Annotated in this window: 15 protein-coding genes and 1 riboswitch; of the genes, 10 read left to right on the top strand and 5 right to left on the bottom strand. The window is 70.8% G+C overall.

Annotated elements, in window-relative coordinates; genetic code table 11:
• Positions 1–25: 25 nt before the first annotated feature.
• Complete coding sequence (locus LNW73_RS07480; RefSeq protein ID WP_250989403.1) at positions 26–874, top strand: S1 family serine peptidase; 849 nt, start codon at positions 26–28, stop codon at positions 872–874.
• Positions 875–958: 84 nt separating this feature from the next.
• Here the strand turns inward: LNW73_RS07480 and LNW73_RS07475 are convergent, their stop codons facing one another.
• On the bottom strand, positions 959–1,189 hold the full coding sequence (locus tag LNW73_RS07475) for a DUF7455 domain-containing protein (RefSeq protein WP_138357478.1): 231 nt from the start codon (positions 1,187–1,189) through the stop codon (positions 959–961).
• A gap of 406 nt (positions 1,190–1,595) precedes the next feature.
• Between LNW73_RS07475 and LNW73_RS07470 the strand changes: the two genes are divergently transcribed.
• The 3 genes from LNW73_RS07470 to LNW73_RS07460 all read left to right on the top strand — a co-directional run bounded on the left by LNW73_RS07470 (position 1,596) and on the right by LNW73_RS07460 (position 6,010).
• Positions 1,596–3,719, top strand: coding sequence for a DNA gyrase/topoisomerase IV subunit B (locus LNW73_RS07470; protein ID WP_250978091.1), 2,124 nt, complete (start codon positions 1,596–1,598; stop codon positions 3,717–3,719).
• Between the two features lie 195 nt (positions 3,720–3,914).
• On the top strand, positions 3,915–4,385 hold the full coding sequence (locus LNW73_RS07465) for a DUF485 domain-containing protein (protein WP_250989402.1): 471 nt from the start codon (positions 3,915–3,917) through the stop codon (positions 4,383–4,385).
• Complete coding sequence (locus tag LNW73_RS07460; RefSeq protein ID WP_250989401.1) at positions 4,385–6,010, top strand: solute symporter family protein; 1,626 nt, start codon at positions 4,385–4,387, stop codon at positions 6,008–6,010. The genes LNW73_RS07465 and LNW73_RS07460 overlap by 1 nt, the downstream gene beginning before the upstream one ends.
• Positions 6,011–6,041: 31 nt before the next feature.
• Here the strand turns inward: LNW73_RS07460 and LNW73_RS07455 are convergent, their stop codons facing one another.
• Together LNW73_RS07455 and LNW73_RS07450 are read right to left on the bottom strand one after the other, a co-directional pair.
• Positions 6,042–6,734, bottom strand: a complete 693-nt coding sequence (locus LNW73_RS07455; protein WP_250989400.1) for a response regulator — start codon at positions 6,732–6,734, stop codon at positions 6,042–6,044.
• Entirely contained in the window at positions 6,731–8,413 is a 1,683-nt protein-coding gene (locus tag LNW73_RS07450) for a sensor histidine kinase (RefSeq protein WP_250989399.1), read from the bottom strand. Before LNW73_RS07450 ends, LNW73_RS07455 begins: the two co-directional genes overlap by 4 nt.
• Before the next feature lie 246 nt (positions 8,414–8,659).
• Here LNW73_RS07450 and LNW73_RS07445 point away from each other — a divergent pair, with 246 nt between their 5' ends.
• The 3 genes from LNW73_RS07445 to LNW73_RS07435 all read left to right on the top strand — a co-directional run bounded on the left by LNW73_RS07445 (position 8,660) and on the right by LNW73_RS07435 (position 11,454).
• On the top strand, positions 8,660–9,475 hold the full coding sequence (locus tag LNW73_RS07445) for an ABC transporter ATP-binding protein (protein WP_250989398.1): 816 nt from the start codon (positions 8,660–8,662) through the stop codon (positions 9,473–9,475).
• On the top strand, positions 9,465–10,349 hold the full coding sequence (locus LNW73_RS07440) for an ABC transporter permease (RefSeq protein WP_250989397.1): 885 nt from the start codon (positions 9,465–9,467) through the stop codon (positions 10,347–10,349). The genes LNW73_RS07445 and LNW73_RS07440 overlap by 11 nt, the downstream gene beginning before the upstream one ends.
• A 76-nt stretch (positions 10,350–10,425) precedes the next feature.
• The gene (locus LNW73_RS07435) at positions 10,426–11,454 is read left to right on the top strand and encodes an ABC transporter substrate-binding protein (protein WP_250989396.1); all 1,029 of its coding nucleotides are present in this window, start codon (positions 10,426–10,428) and stop codon (positions 11,452–11,454) included.
• Between the two features lie 33 nt (positions 11,455–11,487).
• On the opposite strand, the gene LNW73_RS07430 is transcribed toward LNW73_RS07435, so the two are convergent.
• Both LNW73_RS07430 and LNW73_RS07425 read right to left on the bottom strand, forming a co-directional pair.
• Complete coding sequence (locus tag LNW73_RS07430) at positions 11,488–12,399, bottom strand: sucrase ferredoxin (RefSeq protein ID WP_250989395.1); 912 nt, start codon at positions 12,397–12,399, stop codon at positions 11,488–11,490.
• Positions 12,400–12,483: 84 nt separating this feature from the next.
• Positions 12,484–14,934 (bottom strand): DNA gyrase/topoisomerase IV subunit A, encoded by a 2,451-nt coding sequence (locus LNW73_RS07425; RefSeq protein ID WP_250978100.1) that lies wholly within the window; start codon positions 14,932–14,934, stop codon positions 12,484–12,486.
• A gap of 193 nt (positions 14,935–15,127) precedes the next feature.
• On the opposite strand from LNW73_RS07425, the gene LNW73_RS07420 reads away from it, so the two are divergent.
• From LNW73_RS07420 to LNW73_RS07410, 3 genes are all read left to right on the top strand, one after another.
• Positions 15,128–16,486, top strand: a complete 1,359-nt coding sequence (locus tag LNW73_RS07420) for a M16 family metallopeptidase (RefSeq protein ID WP_250978101.1) — start codon at positions 15,128–15,130, stop codon at positions 16,484–16,486.
• A 17-nt stretch (positions 16,487–16,503) separates the two neighbouring features.
• Positions 16,504–17,874 (top strand): M16 family metallopeptidase, encoded by a 1,371-nt coding sequence (locus tag LNW73_RS07415; protein ID WP_285370810.1) that lies wholly within the window; start codon positions 16,504–16,506, stop codon positions 17,872–17,874.
• A gap of 210 nt (positions 17,875–18,084) precedes the next feature.
• Positions 18,085–18,241, top strand: a riboswitch (cyclic di-AMP (ydaO/yuaA leader).
• 15 nt (positions 18,242–18,256) lie between these two features.
• Positions 18,257–19,099 carry a M23 family metallopeptidase gene (locus LNW73_RS07410; protein ID WP_250989394.1) on the top strand — a complete coding sequence of 281 codons (843 nt, stop codon included), beginning with the start codon at positions 18,257–18,259 and terminating at the stop codon, positions 19,097–19,099.
• Positions 19,100–19,216 lie beyond the last annotated feature (117 nt).

Genomic DNA, 19,216 nt, shown 5'->3' with positions numbered 1-19,216 from the left:
GGGATCCACAGGGTCAGGAGGCCGTATGCGTTCCACGTTCCGGATGCTGCTCAGCGGGTCGGCGGTGGCGCTGGCCGCGCTGATCGTGCCGCTCGGGGTCCCCGGCGCCGCGCCGAAGGCCGGGGCGGTGGTCATAGGCGGCGACCAGGTCACCGCCGGGCAGCAGCCCTGGGTGGTGGCGCTGGCCAGCCGTGACCGTTTCGGACCGTCGAGATCCGGCCAGTTCTGCGGCGGGGCCGTGGTGTCCGCCTCGACCGTGATCACCGCGGCGCACTGCTTCGGCCGCGATGTACTCGGCGGGGACTGGCGGAACGCCCGGGATCTGCGCGTCATCGCCGGCCGGCTCGACCTCAGGGGCGTGGACGGCCGGGAGATTCGGCTGAGCCAGGTACGGATCAACCCGGGATACGACCCGGTGACCAATGCGGGCGATGTGGCGGTCATCACACTTGAGAAGCCGCTGCCCGCGGGTTCGGCCATCGCGATGGCGGGGCCGGGCGACCCGCAGGACTATCTGGCGGGATCGAGGGCCCTGGTGTCCGGCTGGGGGGACACCACAGGCACCGGGGCGTACTCACCGGTCCTGCGGTCCGCGGAAGTGGCGCTGCTCGACGACGCGGTCTGTCAGCGCGCCTACCCGGGCAACGCGGACGGCACGTACCTCAACAGGACCATGCTGTGCGCGGGGGAGCCACAGGGCGGCAAGGACGCCTGCCAGGGCGACAGCGGCGGTCCGCTGGTCGTCGGGGGCAAGCTGGTCGGCCTGGTCTCCTGGGGCACCGGCTGCGCCGAGGCCGGACACCCCGGTGTCTACACCCGGATCTCCGCGGTCAGCGCACTGGTCACGAGCGCGATGGGCACACGGCACCGTTGACGGGCCCGGAAGAGCCGACGGGCGGCCCGGCCCCTGGTGGGGTCCGGCCGCCCGTCGGTCCGAGCTCGTCGCAGGTGCGATGTGTCAGTGCTCGTCCTCGACCGTTTGCGCCGGGGTGTCGGTGAGTCGGCCGGTTTCGTCCTGTATTTCCGCAGCGATCTTCTTGAGTTCGGGCTCGAACTTGCGCCCGTGGTGCGCGCAGAAGAGCAGTTCGCCGCCACTGATGAGGACGACGCGCAGGTATGCCTGGGCGCCGCAACGGTCGCAGCGGTCCGCCGCCGTCAGCGGGCTCGCGGGGGTCAGAACTGTAGTCACGTCGCCTCTTCTCTAGCTCGACGAGCTGTCGTACCAGGGTCAACATCCAACCAGGCCGAAAACGTTCCCGCTCGTGGCTTTTCCTCGAAATCTGACTTCGAAGTGACTGGATGCTACCTGTTGGTAGCGGATTGGCCTCTGATGCGTTAGTTGTCGCTTTTGGGGCGCTTGTCCGATTGTGTCCACCGACTGGGTTGCCGGTTGTTGGTGAGGACGTGCCCGGAGCCTAAATGGTTCATGCCTCAATGGGAACGTGACATGTGTATCACTCAAATGAGGTATCGAACGTATGATCGATACGGGGCTACTCCGAGGCCCGGATACCGGGTCGCGGCACAACCGGCGTACCAGGTCTCGGTACCCTCTCACCGACACGGCCGAAGAACTTTATCGAGGAGCTGCCCGCGTGACCGCCGAAACATCCGTGCCGTCCTCCGCGCTGCTGACGGGCGCAGATCGCGACGGTTCCAACTACACCGCGCGGCATCTTCTGGTCCTCGAGGGGCTGGAGGCGGTCCGCAAGCGCCCCGGCATGTACATCGGGTCGACCGACAGCCGCGGGCTCATGCACTGCGTGTGGGAGATCATCGACAACTCCGTCGACGAGGCCCTCGGCGGTCACTGCGACCGCATCGAGGTCTTCCTGCACAGCGACTCCTCGGTCGAGGTCCGTGACAACGGCCGGGGCATCCCGGTCGACCTGGAGCCCAAGACCGGGCTGTCGGGCGTCGAGGTCGTGATGACCAAGCTGCACGCCGGCGGAAAGTTCGGCGGCGGCTCCTACGCGGCCTCCGGCGGCCTGCACGGCGTCGGCGCCTCGGTCGTCAACGCCCTGTCCGCCCGCCTCGACGTCGAGGTCGACCGGAGCGGTCACACGCACGCCATCAGCTTCCGGCGCGGCGTCCCCGGCTCCTTCTCCGGAGCGGGTCCCGACTCCTCCTTCGACGCGGCGAGTGGCCTGAACAAGTCGAAGAAGGTCCCCAAGGCCAGGACCGGCACCCGCGTCCGGTACTGGGCGGACCGCCAGATCTTCCTCAAGGACGCCAAGATCTCGCTGGAGAACCTCCACCAGCGCGCCCGCCAGACGGCCTTCCTGGTGCCGGGGCTCACCATCGTCGTCCGCGACGAGCGCGACCTGGAGGGTGACGGCAAGGCCGTCGAGGACGTCTTCCACTACGACGGCGGCATCAGCGAGTTCTGCGAGTACCTCTCCCAGGACAAGCCGATCTGCGACGTCCTGCGGCTGACCGGCAGCGGCAGCTTCAAGGAGACCGTCCCGGTCCTGGACGACCGCGGCCACATGACGGCGACCGAGGTCACCCGTGAGCTGGGTGTCGACATCGCGATGCGCTGGGGCACGGGGTACGACACCGTGTCGCGGTCCTTCGTGAACATCATCGCCACCCCCAAGGGCGGCACGCACGTCACGGGCTTCGAGCGGGCCATCACCAAGACCGTCAACGAGGCGCTGCGCTCCTCGAAGCTGCTGCGGGTCGCCGAGGACGACGTCGTCAAGGACGACGCCATGGAGGGACTGACGGCGGTCGTCACCGTACGGCTGGCCGAGCCGCAGTTCGAGGGCCAGACCAAGGAGGTGCTCGGCACCTCGGCCGCCAACCGGATCGTGGCCAATGTCGTGGCCAAGGAGCTCAAGGAGTTCCTGACCTCCGCCAAGCGCGACACGAAGCTCCAGGCGCGGGCGGTGCTGGAGAAGACCGTCGCCGCCGCGCGGACCCGTATCGCGGCCCGCCAGCACAAGGACGCGCAGCGCCGGAAGACGGCGCTGGAGACCTCCTCGCTGCCCGCGAAGCTCGCGGACTGCCGCAGCGACGACGTGGACCGCACCGAGCTGTTCATCGTCGAGGGCGACTCGGCGCTCGGCACGGCCAAGGTGGCCCGGAACTCGGAGTTCCAGGCACTGCTGCCGATCCGCGGCAAGATTCTGAATGTCCAGAAGTCGTCGGTTTCGGACATGCTGAAGAACGCCGAGTGCGGCGCGATCATCCAGGTGATAGGAGCCGGGTCGGGCCGGACCTTCGACATCGACCAGGCGCGCTACGGGAAGGTGATCTTCCTCGCCGACGCCGACGTCGACGGCGCGCACATCCGCACCCTGCTGCTCACGCTGTTCCAGCGCTACATGCGTCCGATGATCGAGCAGGGCCGGGTCTTCTCGGCCGTGCCGCCGCTGCACCGCGTCGAGCTCGTCCAGCCCAAGAAGGGCCAGGACAAGTACATCTACACCTACTCGGACAGCGAGCTGCGCCAGACGCTGCTCGACCTGCAGCGCCGCAACGTCCGCTACAAGGACGGCATCCAGCGCTACAAGGGGCTGGGCGAGATGGACGCCAACCAGCTCGCGGAGACCACGATGGACCCGCGCCACCGCACCCTGCGCCGGATCAACATCAGCGATCTCGAGGCCGCGGAGCAGGCGTTCGACCTGCTCATGGGCAACGAGGTCGCGCCGCGCAAGGAGTTCATCACCAGCTCGGCGGCGACGCTCGACCGGTCCCGTATCGACGCGTAGCCGCTCCCGTGAGCCGACCGGTGCTCCTCCGCCCCCGGGGCGGGGGAGCACCGCTGCTTTCACAGGTCGTCGGATATGCCTACCGGCACGGCATCACCTGATGGGGTGAACGTTTCAGCTTGATGGCACCGGATCTTCCCACTCTGTCCATGCTTGGGCGCACGGCCAATTGGCTTGTGAAGCGAGGAGAGTTCGGTGGACAAGCACGACGGGGGCGACCCGGGTGCGCTGCGGGTGGACGACCCCTGGTACGACGCCCTGGCCGCCGGTCTCTGGGTTCCGGACCCGACGGCTCCGGCACCGTCACCCGTGCCGGCGCCGCCCGCGGCGCCCGCCACGGGGACGGAGCAGGACCGCGCCGCCATCTACCTGGAGGTGCAGCAGAGTGCCGCGTTCCAGGAAGTGCGCGGCCAGTACCGCCGCTTCGCCTTTCCGGCGGTCGCGGCCTTCCTCGCCTGGTATCTGCTCTATGTGGTGGCGGCCACGGTGGCGCCGGGCCTGATGGGCCGCCCGGTGGCCGGTGAGCTCAATGTGGCGATGGTCGCGGGGCTGGCGCAGTTCGCCACGACGTTCCTGCTGACCTGGGCCTACTCGCGGCATGCGCGGCTGCGCAGGGACCGGGCGGCGCTCGACCTGCGCTGGGACACCCAGGAGCGGATGCGCTGATGGTGCGGTACCTGGCAGATCCGGCGAACGAGCACCAGGGGCTCGCTCTCGTCCTGTTCACGATCTTCGTGTCCGTCACCCTGGCCATCACCGCCTGGGCGGGCCGGCGGCGCAGCTCGTCGGTCGAGTTCTTCGCCGGGGGCCGGCTCTTCTCCCCCATGGAGAACGGTTTCGCCATCGCGGGCGACTACATGTCGGCGGCGTCGTTCCTCGGCATCTCCGGCCTCATCGCGCTCTTCGGCTACGACGGCCTGCTGTACTCGGTCGGCTTCCTGGTCGCCTGGCTCGTCGTCCTCATGCTGGTCGCGGAACTGGTGCGCAACTGCGGCCGCTACACCCTCGCCGATGTGCTCTCCGCCCGGATGCGGCAGCGCCCCGTCCGGATCGCGGCCGGCACCTCCTCGGTCATCGTCTCGGTGCTCTACCTGGTCGCGCAGATGGTCGGCGCGAGCAGCCTGGTGGCGCTACTTCTCGGCGGGCAGGGCGGCGCGTCCCGTACCTGGACGGTGATCGGGGTCGGCGGCCTGATGGTCATCTACGTCTCGTTCGGCGGCATGCGCGCCACGACGTGGATCCAGATCGTCAAGACCGTGCTGCTGATGGGCGGCACCATCACGCTCGTCGTGCTGGTGCTGATCCGCTTCCACGGCGATCTGAACGGGCTGCTGCGGTCCGCGGCGGCCGGCAGCGGGCACGGCAGCGCCTTCCTGGCGCCCGGCCTCAAGTACGGCGGGAGCTGGATCTCGAAGCTGGACTTCATCAGCCTCGGGATCGCCCTGGTGCTCGGTACGGCCGGGCTGCCGCACATCCTGTCGCGCTTCTACACGGTGCCCACCGCCCGCTCCGCCCGCCGTTCCGTGGTCTGGGCGATCGGGCTGATCGGCTCCTTCTACCTGATGACGATCGTCCTCGGCTTCGGCGCCGCGGCGGTCGTGGGCTCGGACGCCGTCCGCACCTCCAACGCGGCCGGCAACACCGCCGTACCGCTGCTGGCCCAGGATCTGGGCGGGGGAGCCGGTTCCACAGGCGGAACGGTTCTGTTCGCCGTCGTCGGCGCGGTCGCCTTCGCCACGATCCTGGCGGTGGTCGCCGGGATCACCCTGGCCTCGTCCGCCTCGGTAGCGCACGACCTGTACGCAACGCTCCGCCGCAGCGGGAAGCACGCGGGCCCCTCGACCGGGAACGACGAGGTGCGGGTGGCGCGCTTCGCTGCGGTCGGGATCGGCGCGGTGGCGATCGCGCTGAGCCTGTTCGCGCAGGGGCAGAACATCGCGTTCCTCGTGGGCCTCGCCTTCGCGGTGGCCGCCTCGGCGAACCTGCCCGCGCTGCTGTTCGCCCTGTTCTGGCCCCGTTTCACCACCCGGGGAACGGTCTGTGCGATCTACGGCGGACTGATCCCCGCACTGCTCCTGGTCGTGCTGTCGCCCGTCGTCTCCGGACGGCCCGACGCCCTCTTCCCCGGTGTGGACTTCCATCTCTTCCCGCTGGAGAACCCGGGTCTGGTCTCCATCCCGCTGGGCTTCCTGGCCGGCTGGCTGGGCACCGTGCTCTTCCCGGAACCCGGGGACGGCTCCAAGTACGCGGAGACGGAGGTCCGTTCCTTCACCGGCGCCGGAGCGGTGTGACGCGGCGGCGGAACGGCCCGCGCACCCAGGGTCAGTCCGCCGCCGCCCAGGCGTAGCGGTGCTCGGGGCGGCCGGTGTCGCCGTACTTGAGGGTCAGGCCGATCCGGCCGGCCTGCTCCAGGTACTTCAGATAGCGCTGCGCCGTGGAGCGGCTCAACCCGGCCCGCTCGGCTACCTCATGGGCGGACAGCGGATGTCCGGCCTCGCGCAGCACCCGCCGTATCAGTTCCGCGGTCGGCGCCGAGTGGCCCTTGGGCAGCTCGGCCGAGGCCGCCCCTGCCGTCCGCAGCGCGCCGAAGATCCGGTCGACCTGCTCCTGGCCGGCCTCGCCGCCCCCGCCGACCCCGTCCAGGGTCCGGCGCAGCGCCGCGTAGCCGTCGAGCTTGGCGCGCAGCCCGGCGAAGGTGAACGGCTTGACCAGGTACTGCAGTGCTCCGTACCGCATCGCCGCCTGGACGGTCGCGACATCGCGGGCTGCGGTCACCATGATCACGTCGGCGTGGTGGCCGAGCTGGCGCAGCCGGCGGATCAGCGTCAGGCCCGTCTCGTCCGGCAGGTAGTGGTCGAGCAGGATCAGGTCGATCCGGGTGCGCTCCAGGGTCGCCAGCGCGTGGGCGGCGGTGTGCGCCCGGCCGGCCACCCGGAAGCCGGGGACCTTCGCCACGTAGGCCGCGTTGATCTCGGCGACGCGGAAGTCGTCGTCCACGACCAGTACCTCGATCATCGTGTCTCCCTCGCGCCGGCGAGCCCGGTGAGCCCGGCGAGCTGATCGCATTCGGTGGGGTGCCCGGTCAGGCGGCCGCTGACGTCCTCCGCGACCAGGGCCTCCGGCAGCACCACGGTGAAGACCGCGCCGCCGCCCGCGCGGGCGGTGACCCGGGCGATGCCGCCGTACCGCTCGGCGAGCCGTCTGACCAGCGCCAGGCCCAGCCCCCGGCCGCGGTGCGCGGGCCGCTCCTTCGTGGACCAGCCTTCGGTGAAGATGAGGTCGCGGGCCTCGGGCGGCACCCCGGGGCCGGTGTCGGAGACCCGCAGGACAGCGGTGGTGTCCTCCTCGGTCCGCAGCTCGACCTCCACGAAGGAGTCGGCGGTGCGGTGCGCGGACGCCGCGTCCAGGGCGTTGTCGATGAGGTTGCCCAGCACGGTCACCAGATCGCGGGGATCGACCACCCGGTCGGGCAGCCCGGTCGCGGCGGAGATCCGCAGGGCGACCCCGCGTTCGGCGGCGATGGCCGCCTTGCCGACCAGCAGGGCGGCCAGCAGCGGGTCCCGCACCTGCTCGGCGATCTGTTCCGCGGACGACCGGTGGGTGTCGGCGACCTCCACGACGAATTCCACCGCCTCGTCGTGCAGGCCCAGTTCCAGCAGGCCCAGCAGGGTGTGCAGCCGGTTGGCGTGTTCGTGGTCCTGGGCGCGCAGCGCGTCCAGCAGCCCGTGGGTGCTGTCCAGCTCCCGGCCGAGCAGTTCCAGCTCCGTACGGTCGCGCAGGGTGGCGACCGCGCCGCCGTCACCGGTCGGCATCCGGTTGGTGACCAGCACCCGGCCGCCGCTCACCGTCAGCAGGTCGGTGCCCTCGACCCGGCCGGTCAGGACGTCCGTCGTACGGCCCGGCGGCAGGACGTCGTCCAGGACGTGTCCCGTGGCGTCGGGGCCGAGCCCGAGCAGCCGCCCGGCCTCGTCGTTGACCAGCCGGATCCTGCCCTGCCGGTCGAGCGCCACGACACCCTCACGGATGCCGTGCAGCATCGCCTCGCGCTCGTCGAGCAGCGAGGAGATGTCGGCGAACGCGAGCCCGTGGGTGCGGCGCTGCAGCCTTCGCGAGCCGCCGATCGCGGCCAGCACGCCCACCGCGAGCGCGGCGGCCGCGTACAGCAGCAGCCCCGGGACCGCGCCGAGCAGCCGGTCGCGGACGCTGTCGTAGGCGATGCCGACGGAGACCGCGCCGACGATCCGGCCGCTGCTGTCGCGCAACGGCACCTTCCCCCGGGCGCTGCGGCCCAGGGTGCCGTTGTCGATCTGCATGACCTCCTGACCGGCCAGCGCCTCGCCGGGATCGGTGGAGACGTGCTCGCCGATCCGGTCCTCCGTGGTGTGCGACCAGCGCGTTCCGTTGAGGTCCATCACGACGACGTACTCGGCCCGGGTGGCGTGGCGGATGCGCTCGGCCTCGGCCTGGACCGGCCCGTCGGGGGTGGGCTCCGAGGTGAGCAGCGAGTCCGCGATCTGCGGTTCGGCCGCGGCGGTCTGCGCGATGGACAGGGCGCGGCGCATCGCCTGGTCGTCGAGCTGGTGGCTCAGCGGCGCGAGGAAGAGCCCGGTGGCCAGCACCGTGACGCCCGTGGTGATCGCGACCTGGGTCAGCAGAACCTGTGCGGAGACGCGACGCGGCCACCGGATGCGCATGCGGTCTCCTTCTGCTGTGGTGATGTGCGGTGGTAACGGACGATTCACTACGGTTCGCTGCCATGGCCTGCCGCCGTGTCCCGGCTGTGAACGCAACGTAAACGCCATAGAGGCGGATGCCCACCCTCCGTTTCGCATTCGTTGTGCGGGAGCGAGCAGAACGAGCAGAACAGCGGTTGTGAGCAGAAGGCGCCCTGTGCTCACAAGGCTGCCGCCCGGCCCGGGCCGCGCCTAGCGTCCCGCCCCATGAGCAGTCAAACGAGTCCCGCCATCGAGTTGCGGGGAGCGAGCAAGGCGTTCCGGACCCCGTCCGGGGCGCTGCACACCGCCGTACGTGATCTGGACCTGACCGTGGAACGCGGCGAGTTCGTCGCGGTCGTCGGACCGACCGGATGCGGCAAGTCCACGACGCTGACCCTGGTCAGCGGGCTGGAGGAGCCGACCGAGGGCGAGGTGCTGGTGGCCGGCGAGCCGGTCCGCGGCATCGGCGACAAGGTCGGGTTCGTCTTCCAGCAGGACGCCGTCTTCCCCTGGCGCACCGTGCTGTCCAACGTGATGGCCGGCCCCCGCTTCCGCGGCGCACCCAAGGCCGAGGCGAAGGAACGGGCCCGCGAATGGCTGGCCCGGGTGGGCCTGACGTCCTTCGAGGACCGCTATCCGCACCAGCTGTCGGGCGGCCAGCGCAAGCGCGTCGCGCTCGCCGCGACCTTCGTCAACGACCCCGAGATCCTGCTGATGGACGAGCCCTTCTCGGCGCTCGACGTACAGACCCGGGCCCTGATGTCGGACGAGCTGCTGGACCTGTGGGCCGGCACCGGCTCCTCCGTCGTGTTCGTCACGCACGACCTGGAGGAGTCCATCGCCCTCGCCGACAAGGTCGTGGTCATGACGGCAGGACCCGCGACCGTCAAGGAGGTCTTCACGATCGACCTGCCACGGCCGCGCAAGGTCGAGGAGGTCCGGATGGAACCGCGGTTCCTGGAGATCTACCGGGAGATCTGGTCCTCGCTGGGCGAAGAGGTCCGCATCACCCGCGAGAGGGGAGCCGGCCATGCAGCCTGAAACCGCCGTCGCCGACGCCGTCACCACCAAGGACCGGCCCGCCAAGGCGTCCACCGAGCGCACCCAGGCCAGGGCGCGGGCCGCCCGCAACCGCCGGGTCCTGGTCTACGGAACCCGTCTGCTGCTGCTCGTCGCGGTGATCGGCCTGTGGGAGTGGTTCGCCCGCGCCGGGATCATCGATCCGTTCAACTTCTCGATGCCGTCGAAGATCTGGGACCAGATCCGGCAGTGGGCGCTGCACGGCACCGCGCAGGGCTCCTTGTGGGAGCAGATCTGGTACACGCTCTACGAGGCGCTCTTCGGCTGGATCATCGGCGTCATCGCCGGTGTGCTGCTGGGCATCGCGCTCGGCCGGGTCCGCTTCCTGGCCGACGTCCTCGGCCCGTACATCAAGGTCCTCAACGCGCTGCCGCGCATCGTGCTGGCGCCGATCTTCCTCATCTGGTTCGGCCTCGGCCCGGCCTCGAAGGTCGCCTCCGCGGTCGTCCTGGTCTTCTTCCCGGTCTTCTTCAACGCCTTCCAGGGGGCCAGGGAGGTGGACCGCAACCTGGTCTCCAACGCCCGGATCCTGGGCGCCAGCAACCGCCGGGTGACGCTGCAGGTGGTCATCCCGTCCGCCACGTCGTGGATCTTCACCAGCCTGCACGTCTCGTTCGGCTTCGCGCTGATCGGCGCCATCGTCGGCGAGTACATCGGCGCGACCAAGGGCCTCGGGCTGCTGGTCTCCGCCTCGCAGGGCACCTTCAACGCGGCCGGGGTGTACGCGGCCATGGTGATCCTCGCCGTGGTGGCACTGCTGGCCGAGGGACTGCTGACGTTCGGCGAGAAACGGCTGTTCCGCTGGAAGCCGGCGGAGCCCGGCACCGAACGCTGAGACCCCGGACGCCGGGATCCCCGTACCGATCTCCGCACCCCCTTCACCTTCTCCACCCCCTCACAAGGACGTGAACATGCGCAGCATGGCCAGAATCCCGGCGGCCGCGGTCGCTGGAGCGCTCGCCCTCACCACCCTCACCGCCTGCGGCGGCGACTCCTCGGGGGCGGGCGACAACGGCAAGGTCAAGATCATGGTGGGCGGCCTGGACAAGGTCATCTACATGCCCGCGATGCTCACCCAGCAGCTCGGCTTCTTCAAGGCCGAGGGACTCGACGTCCAGCTGCTCACCGAGCCGGCCGGTGTGCAGGCCACCACCTCGCTGGTCTCCGGCGATGTGCAGGGCGTCGTCGGGTTCTACGACCACACCCTCGACCTCCAGGTCAAGGGAAAGATCATCGAGTCCGTGGTGCAGCTGGCACAGGCCCCCGGCGAGGTCGAGGTGGTCGCCACCAAGGCGGCCGGCGACATCTCCTCGGCCAAGGACTTCAAGGGCAAGAAGCTCGGCGTGACGGGCCTCGGCTCGTCCACCGACTTCCTCACCAAGTACCTCGCCGTCAAGAACGGCGTGGACGTCAGCGACTTCACACCGGTCGCCGTCGGCGCGGGCCAGACGTTCATCGCCGCCCTGCAGCAGGGCTCGATCCAGGGCGGTATGACGACCGACCCGACCGTCGCGCAGATCCTCGACAAGGGCCTCGGCAAGGTGCTGTACGACATGCGCACCCCCGAGGGCTCGAAGGCGGCGCTCGGCGGCCTCTATCCGTCGTCCAGCCTCTACATGAGCACCGACTGGGTGAACAGCCACAAGGCGACGGTGCAGAAGATGGCCAACGCCTTCGTCAAGACCCTCGGCTGGATGTCCACGCACACCCCGGAGGAGATCGCCGCGAAGATGCCGGCCGACTACGCGCAGGGCGGCAAGGAGCTGTACGCCCAGTCGATCAAGGCCACGCTGCCGATGTTCACCAAGGACGGGGTCATGCCGGCCGACGGGCCGCGGACCGTCGAGAAGGTCCTCAAGGCGTTCAACCCGACCCTGCAGCACGCCACGGTGGACCTGGAGAAGACCTACACCTCGGAGTTCGTGAAGAAGGCCGGCTGATCCGTACCCCGCCCGGCCCCCGCGCCGCCGCTGTCAGCGGCCCCCGGCCACCGCCCTGATCCCCGTGACATCCATCCGGGCGGGCGTGCCGAGGGCCGCTCCGCAGCTCTCCGGGCGCGGCGGCAGCGCCGCGGACCCGGTGACGTCGACGTCCCAGCCCCGGCCGTCGGCGTGCGTCACCCGCACCGTCCAGGACGGCTCCGAGCCGTCCGTGCGCGTCACCACGAGCGCTCCCGCGTGGAGCTCACCGGTCAGGGAGCGCACCGCGAGGTCGGCGGCCTGGCCCGGCCGGTCCCAGGCGGAGGCGCCCCGGCAACCGTCGAGGGCGATCCGGCCGTCGCGGGCCGCCTTGAGCACCGAGTGCGCCAGATCCGTGTCGATCCGCCCGTAGGCGTAGCCGGACGGCAGGACGAGCATGGTGGGGGCGAACCGGTGGCCGCCGATATGGGTGATCTCCCAGACGTCGCTGACGCCCTCGGCCGCCAGCCGCGCGGCGAGCGGGCGGCCGTACAGGGCGCAGCAGCGGTCACGTTTGCCGTTGGTGCAGACGAGCGCGACCGGCTCGTGGTGCGGCTCGCCGAACCCCCGGTGCTCGCCGGCGCCCAGCGCCGCGAAATCCAGCTCCAGCAGGGTGGCGGGATCGTCGATCACGTCCTGCCGGACCCAGGACCGCCCGGGGACCACATGGGCGACGAGCACCTGGTGCCGGGACGGGACATGGCAGTCCGCGTGGCGTCCTGGACGCCGGATCAGCGCGACCCGCACGCCGGTGCCGTCCGCGGCCTTCTCCAGGGCCCGGCCCACCACCGGATCCAGATGACTCGCGGTGAAGGCCTTCGCGCCCCAGGGGCCGGGCTGTTCGAGCAGGAGCCAGGTTCTGGCGGTGGCGGCGGTGGCGGCGAGCGGTTCGGCCAGCTCCGCCGAAGCGTTCGTGCACGTACTCACACAGGGCAGCCTAACCGCAGCGCGACAGGGCGCGGCACCGATGGTGCCGCGCCCTGCTCTCTCGCGCCAAGCGGTTACCGGTGGCTAGACCGGTCCGGCGACCACCGTGATCGGCTTGGCAAGCGCCACCCCTGAACCGTCCCTGCGGGGGTCCTTCGGGGGAAGGTCGGCGGGCAGGCCCGTCGCCGTCGCTGCGCGGGCCGGGACCGCGCCCGCCCAGGCGAGCACCAGGCCGTCCTCACCGCGCAGGAAGCGCTGGCAGCGCACCCCGCCGGTCGCCCGGCCCTTGCGCGGATACTGCTCGAACGGGGTCAGCTTGGCGGTGCCCTGGACCGAACCGTCGAGCGTTCCCTCGGCGCGGGCCACGGTGAACACCACCGCGTCCACGGCCGGGTCGACGGCCGTGAAGGAGATCGCCTTCGCCCCGTCGGTCAGCTTGATGCCGGTCATACCGCCCGCCGGACGCCCCTGCGGGCGCACCTGCGAGGCCGGGTACCGCAGCAGCTGGGCGTCGTCGGTGATGAAGACCAGGTCCTCCTCGCCGGTGCGCAGCTCCACGGCGCCCACCACCCGGTCGCCGTCCTTGAGGCCGATGACCTCCAGATCGTCCTTGTTCGCGGGATAGTCCGGGACCACCCGCTTGACGATGCCCTGCTCGGTGCCGAGCGCGAGGCCGGGCGAGGACTCGTCGAGCGTCGTCAGGCAGAGCACCCGCTCACCGGTCTCCAGGGACAGGAACTCCGAGACGGGCGCGCCGCCCGCCAGGTTCGGCGCCCCCGCCGTGTCCGGCATCATCGGCAGGTCGATCACGGTGAGCCGCAGCAGCCGGCCGGCGGACGTGACCGCGCCGACGTCGGCCCGCGCGGTGGTCGGCACCGCGGAGACGATCACATCGTGCTTGGCCCGCTTGCCCTCGCCGTCGTCGAACTCCTCGCCGTTGGCGGTCCGCGCCAGCAGCCCCGTCGAGGACAGCAGCACCCGGCACGGGTCGTCGGCGACCTCCAGCGGGACGGCCGAGACCGGCGAGCCCGCCGACTCCAGGAGGACGGTGCGGCGGTCGGTGCCGTACTGCTTGGCCACCGCCGCGAGCTCGTTGGAGACCAGCTTGCGCAGCTCGGCGTCCGAATCCAGGATCACCGTGAGCGCCTCGATCTCGGCGTTCAGCCGGTCGCGCTCGGACTCCAGCTCGATGCGGTCGAACCGCGTGAGCCGGCGCAGCGGGGTGTCCAGGATGTACTGGGTCTGGATCTCGGAGAGCGAGAAGTGGGCGATCAGCCGTTCCTTGGCCTGCGCCGAATTGTCACTCGACCGGATGATCGAGATGACCTCGTCGATGTCGATGAGGGCGACGAGCAGGCCGGCCACCAGGTGCAGCCGGTCCCGGCGCTTGGTGCGGCGGAACTCGCTGCGGCGCCTGACGACCTCGAAGCGGTGGTCGACATAGACCTCCAGCAGCTCCTTGAGGCCCAGCGTGAGCGGCTGCCCGTCGACCAGCGCCACGTTGTTGATGCCGAAGGACTCCTCCATCGGCGTCAGCTTGTAGAGCTGCTCCAGCACGGCCTCCGGGTGGAAGCCGTTCTTGACCTCGATCACCAGGCGCAGGCCGTGCGACCGGTCGGTGAGGTCCTTCACGTCGGCGATGCCCTGGAGCTTCTTCGCGCCGACCAGGTCCTTGATCTTCGCGATGACCTTCTCCGGGCCGACCGTGAACGGCAGCTCGGTGACGACCAGGCCCTTGCGGCGCGGCGAGGTGTCCTCGACGGCCACGGTGGCACGGATCTTGAACGTGCCGCGGCCGGATTCGTACGCGTCCCGCACCCCGGCCAGGCCGACGATGCGGCCGCCGGTGGGCAGGTCGGGACCCGGCACGAAGCGCATCAGGGTCTCGAGGTCCGCGCCCGGATGCTTGATCAGGTGCCGGGCGGCGGCGATGACCTCGCCGAGGTTGTGCGGCGGCATGTTCGTCGCCATCCCGACCGCGATCCCGGACGCGCCGTTGACCAGCAGGTTCGGGTAGGCGGCCGGGAGTGTGACCGGCTCCATCTCCTGGCCGTCGTAGTTGGGCGAGAAGTCGACGGTGTCCTCGTCGATGGACTCCACCATCAGCGTGGCGGCCCCGGCCATCTTCGACTCGGTGTAACGCATCGCGGCGGGCGGGTCGTCGTTGCCCAGGGAGCCGAAGTTCCCGTGCCCGTCGACCAGCGGCAGGCGCATGGAGAACGGCTGCGCCATGCGCACCAGGGCGTCGTAGATGGAGGCGTCGCCGTGCGGATGCAGCTTGCCCATCACCTCGCCGACGACGCGGGCGCACTTCACATAGCTGCGGTCGGGGCGCAGCCCCATCTCGTTCATCTGGTAGACGATGCGCCGGTGCACGGGCTTGAGCCCGTCGCGGGCATCGGGCAGGGCGCGCGAGTAGATGACCGAGTAGGCGTACTCGAGGAAGGAGCCCTGCATCTCATCGACGACGTCGATGTCGAGGATGCGCTCCTCGAAGTCGTCGGGAGGAGGGGTCTTCGTGGTGCGGCGGGCCATCGCGGCTGCTGCTCCTTTTCCTGGACCTGAGCGGGACTGACGCGGACCATTGTGGACCGGCCCACTGACAGTGGTGACCACCGCCCGGCATAAGCGTGCCGTTAGTGGGAACTTCGCGTGGTGTCGGCACGCTTGCCTAGAGTGTCAGCACTCGACCAAGACAAGTGCACGCGACCGGAAGGACAGCTTGCCCATGGGTCTCACGGCCACGTCGGACGGCACACAGCCGCAGGACTCCGACGGCCTGACAGCAACCGAACACCGCTTGGCGAACGGCCTGCGTGTGGTGCTCTCCCAGGACCACCTCACCCCGGTCGCCTCGGTGTGCCTCTGGTACGACGTCGGTTCCCGTCATGAGGTGAAAGGCCGGACCGGACTGGCCCACCTGTTCGAGCACTTGATGTTCCAGGGCTCGGCCAGCGTGAAGGGCAACGGTCACTTCGAGCTGGTCCAGGGCGCCGGCGGTTCGCTCAACGGCACCACCAGCTTCGAACGCACCAACTACTTCGAGACGATGCCGGCCCACCAGGTGGAGCTGGCGCTGTGGCTCGAGGCCGACCGGATGGGCAGCCTGCTCACCGCGCTCGACGAGGAGAGCCTGGAGAACCAGCGCGACGTCGTCAAGAACGAGCGCCGCCAGCGGTACGACAACGTGCCGTACGGCACGGCCTTCGAGCGGCTGACCGCGCTGGCCTACCCCGACGGCCACCCGTACCACCACACCCCGATCGGCTCGATGGCCGACCTGGACGCGGCCTCCCTGGAGGACGCGCGGGCGTTCTTCCGCACGTACTACGCGCCGAACAACGCGGTGCTGGCCGTGGTCGGCGACATCGACCCCGAGCAGACGCTGGCCTGGGTCGAGAAGTACTTCGGCACCATCCCCGGCCACGACGGCAAGCCCGCCCCGCGCGACGGATCACTGCCCGACGTGATGGGCGGACAGCTCCGCGAGGTCGTCGAGGAGGACGTGCCCTCGCGCGCCCTGATGGCCGCGTACCGGCTGCCGCACGACGGCACCCGGGAGTCCGACGCCGCCGACCTTGCGCTGACCGTGCTCGGCGGCGGCGAGTCGTCCCGGCTGCACAACCGGCTGGTGCGGCACGACCGCAGCGCCGTGGCGGCCGGCTTCGGCCTGCTGCGGCTGGCCGGCGCGCCGTCGCTCGGCTGGCTGGACATCAAGGCGTCCAGCGGCGCCGAACTCGCCGACATCGAGGCGGCCGTCGACGAGGAACTGGCCCGCTTCGCCGCCGAGGGACCCACCCCGCAGGAGATGGAGCGCGCCCAGGCGCAGCTGGAACGCGAGTGGCTGGACCGGCTCGCGACCGTGGGCGGCCGGGCCGACGAACTGTGCCGCTTCGCGGTGCTCTACGGCGACCCGCAGCTGGCGCTCAGCGCCGTCCAGCGGGTGTTGGAGATCACCGCCGCGGAAGTACAGGCCGTCGCCGCGGCCCGGCTGCGCCCCGACAACCGAGCCGTTCTGGTCTACGAGCCCACCGGCTCGCCCGACGAGGCGGCCGACGAGACCGAGCAGGAAGGCGCGGACCAGTGACCGACGTCGCCGCGACCATGACGTTCCACCCCCAGCCGCAGCCGGGCGCCCCCAAGCCGTGGGCCTTCCCGGCCCCCGACCGGTCGACGCTCGGCAACGGGCTGACCGTGCTCACCAGCCACCGCCCCGGCCAGCAGGTCGTGGCGGTGGAGGTGCTGCTCTCGGCGCCGCTGGACGCCGAACCCGAGGGCCTGGACGGGGTGGCCACGATCATGGCCCGCGCGTTCTCCGAGGGCACCGACAAGCTCACCGCGGAGGAGTTCGCCGCCGAGCTGGAGCGCTGCGGCGCCACGCTCGACGCGCACGCCGACCACCCGGGCGTCCGGGTCTCGCTGGAGGTCCCGGCCTCCCGGCTGGACAAGGCCCTCGGGCTGCTCGCGGACGCCCTGCGCGCCCCCGCGTTCCCCGACGGCGAGGTCGAGCGGCTGGTCAACAACCGGCTCGACGAGATCCCGCACGAGCTGGCCAACCCGGCCCGCCGCGCCTCCATGGCGCTCTCCGCGGAGCTGTTCCCCGCCGATCTGCGCTGCTCCCGCCCGCGCCAGGGCACCGAGCAGACGGTGGCGAGGATCGACGCCGCGGCCGTCCGGGCGTTCTACGACGCGCATGTGCGGCCCGCCACCACCACGGCCGTCGTCGTCGGTGACCTGACCGGCATCGACCTGGTCGCGCTGCTGGACGAGACGCTCGGCGAATGGACCGGCTCGACCGCGGAGCCCCGCCCGCTGCCGCAGATCACCGCCGACGACACCGCGCGCGTGGTGATCGTGGACCGGCCGGGCGCGGTACAGACCCAGCTGCTGATCGGCCGTACCGGCTCCGACCGGCACGACCCGGTCTGGGCGGCCCAGGTGCTCGGCACGTACTGCCTGGGCGGCACCCTGACGTCCCGGCTGGACCGGGTGCTGCGCGAGGAGAAGGGCTACACGTACGGCGTGCGGGCGTTCGGCCAGGTGCTGCTGTCCACCCCGGAGGGGACGGGCGCCTCGCTGCTCGCCATCAGCGGCTCGGTGGCCACCGAGGTCACCGGACCCGCGCTCGCCGACGCCTGGCAGGTCGTCCGCACCCTGGCGGCCGAGGGGCTGACCGACGACGAGCGCGATGTCGCCGTGCAGAACCTCGTCGGAGTGGCTCCGCTGCGCTACGAGACGGCCGCGGCCGTCGCCGGCACGCTCGCCGACCAGGTCGAGCAGTTCCTGCCGGACGACTTCCAGGCCCAGATGTACGCGCGGCTGGCGCGGACCGGCACCGTGGAGGCGACCGCCGCGGTGGTCAGTGCCTTCCCGCTGGACCGCATGGTCGTCGTCCTCGTGGGCGACGCCTCGGCGATCGAGGGGCCCGTCACAGAGCTGGGACTCGGCCCCGTGAAGGTCATCGCGGCCGGCTGACCGGCTTCGGCCGCGCGCCGGCCGATGGGCGGCGGAACCCTGGCGCACCCCTTGGGGCGCCGGGGTTCCGGGCTTTTCGATCTTTATCGGCCCGCAAACCTCCCTTGTGGCGAACGCAACAAATCACCTGATCTGTTTGCCGTAACCGACACGGTCCGATTAGCGTCCTGCTCTGCTGTCCGTCACCATCCGCCGCGTCCAGCGGCAACCGGGCAGTGATCGCCGAGTCCCCGTCTGGCGCGAGCCTGGGGAGCCGGGGACCCACGTCCCTGGGGTGAATCGGGCCGTCCGCACCACGAGGCGGCCCGTAGGAGACCTTCCTGCTCCGAACCCGTCAGCTAACCCGGTAGGCGAGAAGGAAGGAAAGGATCTCGCCGCACCCATGGCGTTCACTGTTCTGCCCGCGCCCAGCGGGAAGCACCGCCGTCCCCGTCGTGCCGCACTCCGCACCGGGACCACCCTGGCCGGCGTCGCCGTTCTGACCGCGGCCGGCACCTTCGGCGCCACCGCGGCCACCGCGCTCTCCACGCCGGAACGCGCCGTCGTTCCCAACACCATCGAGGACACGTCGTTCGCTCGCGCCCTCGACACCTCGGACAGCCTCACCAACTCCCTCGCCGCCCAGGCCGCCGCCCAGCACAAGGCGGCCGACGAGACCAAGCGTGTGGCCGCCGAGGCCAAGCGCAAGGCCGATGAGGCCAGGCGCGTGGCCCAGGCCGCCGCAGCCGCCAAGAAGAAGGCCGCGGCCGAGGCGAGGATCAAGGCCGAGCGTGCCGCCGAGGCCCGCGCCGCCCGTGCCGAGGAGGAGCGCAAGAAGCTCAACTCCTTCGTGCTGCCCGTCGACAGCGGCATCGGCACCGGCTACAAGGTCCCCGGCTCCATGTGGGCCTCCGGCTACCACACCGGCGTCGACTTCACCGCGTCCACCGGCACCCCGGTCCACGCCGTGGGCGCCGGCACCGTCGTCACCGCGGGCTTCGACTCGGCGTACGGCAACAACGTCGTGATCCGGCACAGCGACGGCATCTACACGCTGTGCGCCCACATGTCCTCGCTCAGCGTGTCGGTCGGCGAGACCGTCACCACCGGTCAGCAGATCGGCCTGTCCGGCGCGACCGGCAACGTCACCGGACCGCACGTGCACTTCGAGGCCCGCACCACGCCCGACTACGGTTCGGACATCGACCCCGTGGCGTACCTCCGCTCGCACGGCGTCTCCATCTGATCCACCGGAGACCAGCACCCCCGTCCCCCTCGAAGGCCCCGGCTCCCCGCCGGGGCCTTCGTGCTGTCCAAAAATAATCCATGAATTCTGGACTGCGGTCGGAATCCTGGTTGTGCT

Origin of the sequence: Streptomyces sp. RKAG337 (genome assembly GCF_023701715.1) — a bacterium.
GTDB lineage: Bacteria > Actinomycetota > Actinomycetes > Streptomycetales > Streptomycetaceae > Actinacidiphila.
The sequence above is the reverse complement of the archived record's forward strand: the minus strand, read 5'-3'. Positions and strand labels throughout refer to the sequence as shown.